This window comes from Kitasatospora sp. NPDC088134, from assembly GCF_044741705.1.
Lineage (GTDB): Bacteria > Actinomycetota > Actinomycetes > Streptomycetales > Streptomycetaceae > Kitasatospora.
Window position 1 is genome coordinate 46,727 of the sequence record NZ_JBIUTD010000040.1, and the last position, 7,437, is coordinate 54,163.

5 protein-coding genes and 1 pseudogene are annotated in these 7,437 nt (G+C 74.9%); 2 read left to right on the forward strand and 4 right to left on the reverse strand.

Annotated elements, in window-relative coordinates; genetic code table 11:
• Positions 1-15 precede the first annotated feature (15 nt).
• The gene (locus ACIOHG_RS35840) at positions 16-3,063 is read right to left on the reverse strand and encodes a bifunctional [glutamine synthetase] adenylyltransferase/[glutamine synthetase]-adenylyl-L-tyrosine phosphorylase (protein WP_400957364.1); all 3,048 of its coding nucleotides are present in this window, start codon (positions 3,061-3,063) and stop codon (positions 16-18) included.
• Positions 3,064-3,249: 186 nt separating this feature from the next.
• Between ACIOHG_RS35840 and ACIOHG_RS35845 the strand changes: the two genes are divergently transcribed.
• Positions 3,250-4,392, forward strand: a complete 1,143-nt coding sequence (locus ACIOHG_RS35845) for an acyltransferase family protein (RefSeq protein WP_400957367.1) — start codon at positions 3,250-3,252, stop codon at positions 4,390-4,392.
• Here ACIOHG_RS35845 and ACIOHG_RS35850 read toward each other — a convergent pair.
• Complete coding sequence (locus tag ACIOHG_RS35850; RefSeq protein WP_400957370.1) at positions 4,359-5,537, reverse strand: hypothetical protein; 1,179 nt, start codon at positions 5,535-5,537, stop codon at positions 4,359-4,361. The genes ACIOHG_RS35845 and ACIOHG_RS35850 overlap by 34 nt on opposite strands.
• A 114-nt stretch (positions 5,538-5,651) precedes the next feature.
• On the opposite strand from ACIOHG_RS35850, the gene ACIOHG_RS35855 reads away from it, so the two are divergent.
• A complete protein-coding gene (locus tag ACIOHG_RS35855; protein ID WP_400957372.1) occupies positions 5,652-6,632 on the forward strand; it encodes an HNH endonuclease in 981 nt (326 codons plus the stop codon).
• Here ACIOHG_RS35855 and ACIOHG_RS35860 read toward each other — a convergent pair.
• Positions 6,622-7,044, reverse strand: coding sequence for a hypothetical protein (locus ACIOHG_RS35860; RefSeq protein WP_400957375.1), 423 nt, complete (start codon positions 7,042-7,044; stop codon positions 6,622-6,624). The two genes, ACIOHG_RS35855 and ACIOHG_RS35860, sit on opposite strands and share 11 nt — an antisense overlap.
• Before the next feature lie 129 nt (positions 7,045-7,173).
• A pseudogene (locus ACIOHG_RS35865) lies at positions 7,174-7,257 on the reverse strand (glutamine synthetase); the annotation flags it as partial.
• Positions 7,258-7,437 lie beyond the last annotated feature (180 nt).

The following is a 7,437-nucleotide window of genomic DNA, read 5'->3' on the forward strand; positions in this document are numbered from 1 at the left end:
GCGGGCGCCCGCGGCCTACTCCTCGCCGCCGTAGAACAGCCGCTCCACCACCGCCCGGGCCCGGCGCGTCGTGCGCCGGTACTCGTCGACCAGCTCGCCCGAGTGCCCGACGCCGTAGCCGAGGTAGCGCGCCACGCCCGCGAGCTCCCGGGCGTCGCCGGGGAAGGAGTCGCCGGCCCGGCCGCGGACCAGTATGACCGCGGCCCGCACCCGGGAGGCCAGCACCCAGGCCGCGTCCAGCACCTCGGCGTCCTCCCGGTCGACCAGCCCGGCCCGGGCGGCGGCGGCCAGCGCGGCCCTGGTCCGGGTGGTGCGCAGCTCCGGCACCTCGTGCCCGTGCCGGAGCTGGAGCAGCTGCACCGTCCACTCGACGTCCGCCAGCCCGCCACGGCCGATCTTGGTGTGGGTGGTGGGGTCGGCGCCGCGCGGCAGCCGCTCGGCCTCGATCCGGGCCTTGATCCGGCGGATCTCCAGCAGGTCCCGCTCCGGGACGCCCTGCCCGGGGTAGCGCAGCGGGTCGACCAGCCGCCGGAACCGCTCCCCCAGCTCGGCGTCCCCGGCCATCGGCGCGGCCCGCAGCAGCGCCTGGCTCTCCCAGGCGTGCGACCAGCGCGCGTAGTAGGCGGCGTACGAGGCCAGGGTGCGCACCAGCGGGCCGTTGCGGCCCTCCGGGCGGAGGTCGGCGTCGACCTCCAGCGGGGGTTCGACCGAGGGCGCGGCCAGCTGGGTGCGCAGCTCGTGGATCACCTCCCGGGCGGCCTTCGCCGCGTCCTCGTCCAGCGCCCCGAGCCGCGGCTCGTGGACGAACAGCACGTCCGCGTCCGAGCCGTAGCCGAGTTCGTGGCCGCCGAACCGGCCCATGCCGATGACGGCGAGCCTGGTGGGGAGTTCGCCGTTGCGGGCCTCCCAGCCGTTGACGGCGGCCCGCAGCGCGCCCTGCAGGGCGGCGGCGGTGATCGCGGTCAGCGCCTCGCCCGCGGCGTCCAGCGCCTCGGCGGGGTCGTCGCCGAGCCGGCCCAGCACGTCGGCGGCGGCGGTCCGGAACAGCTCCCGGCGGCGAACAGCGCGGACGGCGGCGATGCCCGCGGCGGGGCTGCCGGCCCGGCCGACGGCGGCCAGCACCTCCGCCTCCAGGGCGGCCCGGCCGCGCGGGGCCAAACCGTTCGGGTCGCCGAGCACGGCCACCGCCTCGGGCGCGCGCAGCAGCAGGTCGGGGGCGAGCCGGCCGGCCGAGAGCACCCGGGCGAGCTGTTCGGCGGCGGCGCCCTCGTCGCGCAGCAGCCGCAGGTACCAGGGGGTGCGGCCGAGCGCGTCGGAGACCTGGCGGAAGTTCAGCAGCCCGGCGTCGGGGTCGGCGGAGTCGGCGAACCGGCCGAGCAGCACCGGCAGCAGGGTGCGCTGGATCGCGGCCTTCCGGCTGACCCCGGAGGCGAGCGCCGAGATGTGCCGCAGCGCGGCGGCCGGGTCGGCGAAGCCGAGGGCGGCCAGCCGCTGCTTGGCGGCCCCGGCGGAGAGCCCGGCGGCGCCGGCGCCGGTGACCCGCAGTTCGGCGACCGGGAGTTCGGCGACGGCGTCCAGCAGCGGCCGGTAGAACAGCCGCTCGTGCAGCCGGCGGACCTCGACGGCGTGCCGCTTCCACTCCCGCTGCAGGGCGGCGACCGGGTCGTCCTTGGTGTCGCCGTTGGCCGGCGCGGCCATGCTGCGGGCGAGCCGGCGCAGGTCGGCGGGGTCGGTGGGCATCAGGTGGGTGCGGCGCAGCCGCTGCAGCTGGATGCGGTGTTCGAGGGCGCGCAGGAAGCGGTAGGCGGCGTCCAGCGAGGCGGCGTCGGCCCGGCCGACGTAGCCGCCGGCGCTGAGCGCGGCCAGCGCCTCCAGGGTGTTGCCGCTGCGCAGCGACTCGTCGGTGCGGCCGTGCACCAGCTGCAGCAGCTGGACGGCGAACTCGACGTCGCGCAGGCCGCCGGGGCCGAGCTTCAGCTGCCGGTCGACCTCGCCGGCCGGGATCGCGTCGACCACCCGGCGGCGCATCTGCTGGACGTCGGCGACGAAGTTCTCCCGGGCCGCGGCCTGCCATACCAGCGGGGCGATCGCCTCGGCGTAGGCGCGGCCGAGTTCGGCGTCGCCGGCGATCGGGCGGGCCTTCAGCAGGGCCTGGAACTCCCAGGTCTTGGCCCAGCGCCGGTAGTAGGCGAGGTGGCTGGCGAGGGTGCGCACCAGCGGGCCGTTGCGGCCCTCGGGGCGGAGGTTGGCGTCGACCGGCCAGATGGTGCCCTCGCCGGTGGTGTCGGAGCACAGCCGCATGGTGCGGGCGGCGAGCCGGGTGGCGGCCTGCAGGGCCTGGTGCTCCTCGGCGCCCTCGCGGGCCTCGGCGACGAAGACCACGTCGACGTCGGAGACGTAGTTGAGCTCCCGGCCGCCGCACTTGCCCATGCCGATGACGGCGAGCCGGCAGGCGGCCGCGGCCTCCGGGTCCTCGGCGGCGGCGAGGTCCAGGGCGGTCTGCAGGGTGGCGCCGGCCAGGTCGGCGAGTTCGGCGGCGGCCTGCGGCAGGTCGGTGGTGCCGGACAGGTCGCGGGCGGCGATGGCCAGCAGGCAGCGCCGGTAGGCGACCCGGAGCGCGTCGGCCCGGTCGGCGTCCGGTTCGGAGCGCACCCGGCGGGCGAGTTCGCCGAGGAACTCGCCCCGGCCCGGGTGGATGTCGCGCAGTTCGAAGGCGACCAGGGCGTGCCAGTCCCGGGGGTGCCGGGCCAGGTGGTCGGCGAGCGCGCCGGACGCGCCGAGCACCCCGAGCAGCCGGTCGCGCAGCGGCTTGGAGGTGGTCAGGGTGTCGCGCAGGGTGTGCCGCTCGTGCGGGTCGAGCGCCTCCAGCAGCCGGGCCAGCCCGAACAGCGCCTGGTCCGGGTCGGCGGCGGCGCCGAGCGCGTCCAGCAGCACCGGGTCGGCGGCGAGGCCGTGCAGCGCGGGCTCGTCGAGCAGCCGCACCGCCTGGTCGGGGTCGGAGAACCCCCGCCGCACCAGGCGGGTCTCCAACCGGCTGATCCGGCTCCCGGCCCGTTCCTCCACCGCTGCCCGCCTCCCGTCGCTCGCCCCCGCCCCCCGAAGAGTGCGTTCCCTGCTCCGAAGCGTACGTTCCCGGCCGCCCGCCCCGCGCCCCGTGACGGCCCGTCAGCCCCGGTGCCCCTCCCCCGCGGCTCTCCCGCCCCTCCCCCGCGGCGTGACGTTGCGCCGTCCGGGGTCGTTGGCCACGGGGTGACGCCCTCCCGCTCCCTCCCGGCCCGGCTGCCCTCGCTCACCGGGCTGCGCTTCCCGGCCGCGCTGCTGGTGGTCTGCTACCACCTGTCCCGCCAGGTCGGACCGCTGCCGGTGCTCAGCCCGCTGGCCTGGTACGGGCGTTCGGGCGTGACCTTCTTCTTCGTGCTGTCCGGTTGCGTGCTCGCCTGGACGTACGCCGACTCCCCCGTCCCGGCGCTGCGCTTCCACCGCCGCCGGCTGGCCCGGATCTGGCCGCTGCACGCCCTGACCACCGGGGTCTCGCTGGCGGTGTACGCGGCGATCGGCGTGACCGTCCCGGTCACCGCCGCGCTGTGGTCGCTGCCGCTGCTGCACCCCTGGGGGCGGGGCACCGTGATGGGCGGCAACCCGGCGGGCTGGTCGCTCGGCGACGAAGCCTGGTTCTACCTGCTGTTCCCCCTGCTGCTGCGGCTGCGGCCGGGCCTGCGCACCGCCGCCCTGTGCTGCGCCGCCGGCCCGCTGCTCTGGCTGGCGGGCTCGACGGTCGCCGACCCGTCGCTGCGCAGTTGGCTGCTCGACTACCTGCCGCTGACCCGCACCCCGCAGTTCCTGCTCGGCGTCGCGCTCGGCCTGGCGCTGCGCCACGGCCGGCTGCCCGCCGTCCCGCTGCTCCCGGCCGCCCTCGCCGTCGCCGCTTTCCACCTGGCGCTGGTCCCGTGGCACCGCGCCGTCCCCGACGGTTCCTGGTACGGCCCCTACAGCGCCTCCCAGCTCCTCTCCGCTCCGCTGTTCGCCGCCCTGATCGCCGCGGCCGCCCGGTCCGACCTGCGCGGCCGGGGGCTGCTGGGGCGCCCCCTCCTCGTCCGGCTCGGCGAGTGGTCCTTCGCCTGGTACCTGGTCCACGAGATCGGGTTCCGCTGCTGGCTGCACCGCTGGGGCCACCCCGCCCCGGGCCTGCCCACCGCCGCCGCCTGGCTGCTCCTCGCCACCGCCTCCCTCCTGCTCGCGGGCGCCCTGTACCGCTGGGTCGAGCGCCCGCTGGAGCGGCTGCTCCGCGACCGGCCGGGGCGCGCGGCGGGGCCGCACCGTCCGCCGGGCGGGCGGGTGGTGCGGCCCCGGCGGGGCGGTCAGATGTCCGAGGAGTCGTCCTCGTTGACGTAGGCGTAGAACACGCCGAGGTCGTAGCCGTCCTTGTCGGTGTCGAACTTGATGGTCAGGTCGGTGTCGCCGGGGCGCAGGTAGTTCGAGATGTCCCAGCGGTTGGAGTCGTAGCCGAAGTTGTTGCGGTAGTAGGGGGTGCGGACGAACTGGTCGGCCGGCGTCAGCTCCTCGATGGTCGAGTTGAAGGCGTCGTCCGGCTGGTGGTTGGGGTCGCTGAACGGCGTCTCCGGCCCGTTGGTCGACTTCACCTTCAGGGTGTCGCCGGTCCACTTCAGGTCGCCGTCGTAGACCACGAACCCGAGCTTGCCGCTGACCTTCGCCAGGTCGGTCGGCGTCTTCAGGCCGTCCAGCTTGAACGCGCGCTCGGGGCTGTCCGGCAGCTCGACCTGGAAGCCGTCCCAGAGGTTGATGTGCCGCAGCGGCTTGCACGGGTTCTCGTACGCGACCACGATCGTCCAGCCGCCCCAGCTGTGCGGCTTCACCACCGAGTCCATGTTCGCCACCGTGTAGGTGCCGTTGCCGTGCGCCTTCACCAGCTCGGTGATGTCCGCCGAGGCCTGGTAGCTGCTCTCCTCGCTGGTGGTGATGTAGCCGATCGACGGCTGGTCGTTGGCGATGTTGGTGTACGTGGCGTCGCCCGGCAGCTTCAGGTACACCTCGTCGATCTGGCTCTCCGGCAATACCGTGTCGCCGATGCCCCGGGTGCCGCCCCAGTACAGCCGCGCGTACTTCACCGTCGAGCCGTCGATCAGGCCCAGGTCGGCCGAGCTCGCCGAGTAGATCGGGTCACCGAGCGGCCCGATCGTCCCCGGGTCGATGTTGACGTACTTCATCTCGTAGTTGTTGTTGATCGGCCGGGTGCCCGCGCCCGTCCGCGCCTCGGTGCACGGCGGCTGCGCCGGGTCCAGCGGGGCCTTGGTCTCGTCGCAGGTCATCAGTGTGTTGCTGATCCGGGTGATCGACCCGTGGAAGTCCCCCGAGAACCGCGTCGTGAACGGCAACGGATTGGAGGCCAGCGTCTCCGCCCGGTGCGTCGCCCGCCCCGAGCCCCGCGCGTCCGCGCTCCCCGTGCCCAGCAGGACCTGCGCGGCCAGCGTCGTGAGCACGGCACCAGAAATGCCGATCCGACGTGCAGTGGAACCCATGTCTCCCTCTCGTCCTCTCTCGGTCGGACAGTCGTCCACCTCCCATCAAAACCAACCGATAGTCATATTTCCGTCACCTTCCGCCATCAGTGGGCGCGCCGCTACCCTTCCTCCATGCGACGGGGGAACATCAGCCGGGACGCGGTCCTGCGCACCATCGAGGAGTACGACCGGCGCGGCCCGGCGGCCTTCCGCGCCCACTACGGCTACGGTCCGGCCCGCGACTACTTCCTGGTGCACGAGGGCCGCCGGTACGACTCCAAGGCCGTCGCGGGCGTCGCCCACCGGCACACCGAGGGCCGACCGCTCAACCCGGACGAGTTCTCCGGCGGCCGGGCCGCCGCCGTCCACTGGCTCCGGCGCCTCGGCTTCCAGGTCTCCTCCCCGCAGCGACCCGACTGGACCCGGGACGAACTTCTGCTGCTCTGCGCGCTCCTGGACGCCAACGGCTGGCGGCCCGCGCCGGCCGACGACCCGGCGGTCGCCGAACTCTCCGCGCTGCTCACCGCCCTCCCGCTGCCCCCGGACACCCTGCGCGACGAACGGCTCCGCAGCCCCGCCGCCGTCGCCTCCGCCGGCCGGGCCCTCGCCGCGACCGCGGCCGACGTCGCCCCCGGCACCGGTACCGGCGCCACGCTCGAACAGCAGGTCGTCCGCGCCTTCCGGGACAGCCCGCTGGAGCTGGCGGCCGCCGCCGAACTCCTCCGGACCGGCCTGCGCACCGGCGCCTTCGTCGAACTCCCGCCGGACGAGCCCGGGAGCGACGAGTACGAGACCCCCGAGGGCCGCCTGCTGCTCCGCACCCACCTCACCCGCGAGCGCGACCGCGGCCTGCGCCGCCGCAAGATCGCCGCCGTCCTGGCCGCCGGCCGCCCCCTGGCCTGCGAGGTCTGCGACTTCGACTTCGCCACCGTCTACGGCGAACGCGGCGAGGGCTACATCGAGTGCCACCACGTCGTCCCGCTGCACCTGGCCGACGAGAGCACCACCCGCCTCGCCGACCTCGCCCTGATCTGCGCGAACTGCCACCGGATGATCCACCGCCGGGCCCCGTGGCCCACGCCGGCCGAACTCCGCGCCCGGATCACCCGCTGACGGCGTCCCGGCCCCGGGCGTGGCGCGCGTGCAGCTCGTTCGTCTGCCGGACCCAGAACGCCATCCGCTCGTCCTTCGACGCGCCCTTCGACAACAGGCCCCGCTCCTGGGCGAGTTGGTAGAAGCCCGACCCGGCGTCGTTCCCGCCCGCGTAACCGACCAGCGCCGACAGCATCAGGTCCGGGTTCTCGCTCGCGTCCCGCTCGACCACCAGCCCCAGCAGGTGCCCCATCGCGGCCCGGCCGTCCGGCCGCGAGAAGTCGAACCCTGGGAGCCCCGTCCGCGCCACCAGCTCCGCGCTCAGCTCGCCGTAGGTGGTCCCGCCCCGCCGGGCTGCCACCTCGATCAGGAACTCCCGCGCCGCCTCGACGAGTTCGTTCCACTCCAGCTCGTCGCGTCCCCATCCGGGCATGCCGCTCCCCTTCCACCGGTCCCTCCGCGCGAAGCTACCGCAACCCGGCGCCCTCGCCCCGAGAACGACCGCGGCCCCGGCCGAGCACGACGGCTCGACCGGGGCCCGACGGCCGCTCAGGAGTACCCGCTACAGGACCTGGAGGACCTTGCGGAGCTCGAACGGGGTGACCTCGGAGCGGTACTCCTCCCACTCCTGGCGCTTGTTGCGGAGGATCTGGCACACCTATCTCCCGACCTGGGCCGGCGCTGCACTCCAGTGCTCCGAAGTGCAACGAAGCTATCAGCAGCCGTCGTTCTTGTCCCGCGTCAAGCAGTTGGCAGGTTTTCGGGTTCGGGAAAGTTGGGGACGAGCGGGTCCGCGGCGCCGGTGTGGACGTCGTTGGGCCGGTTC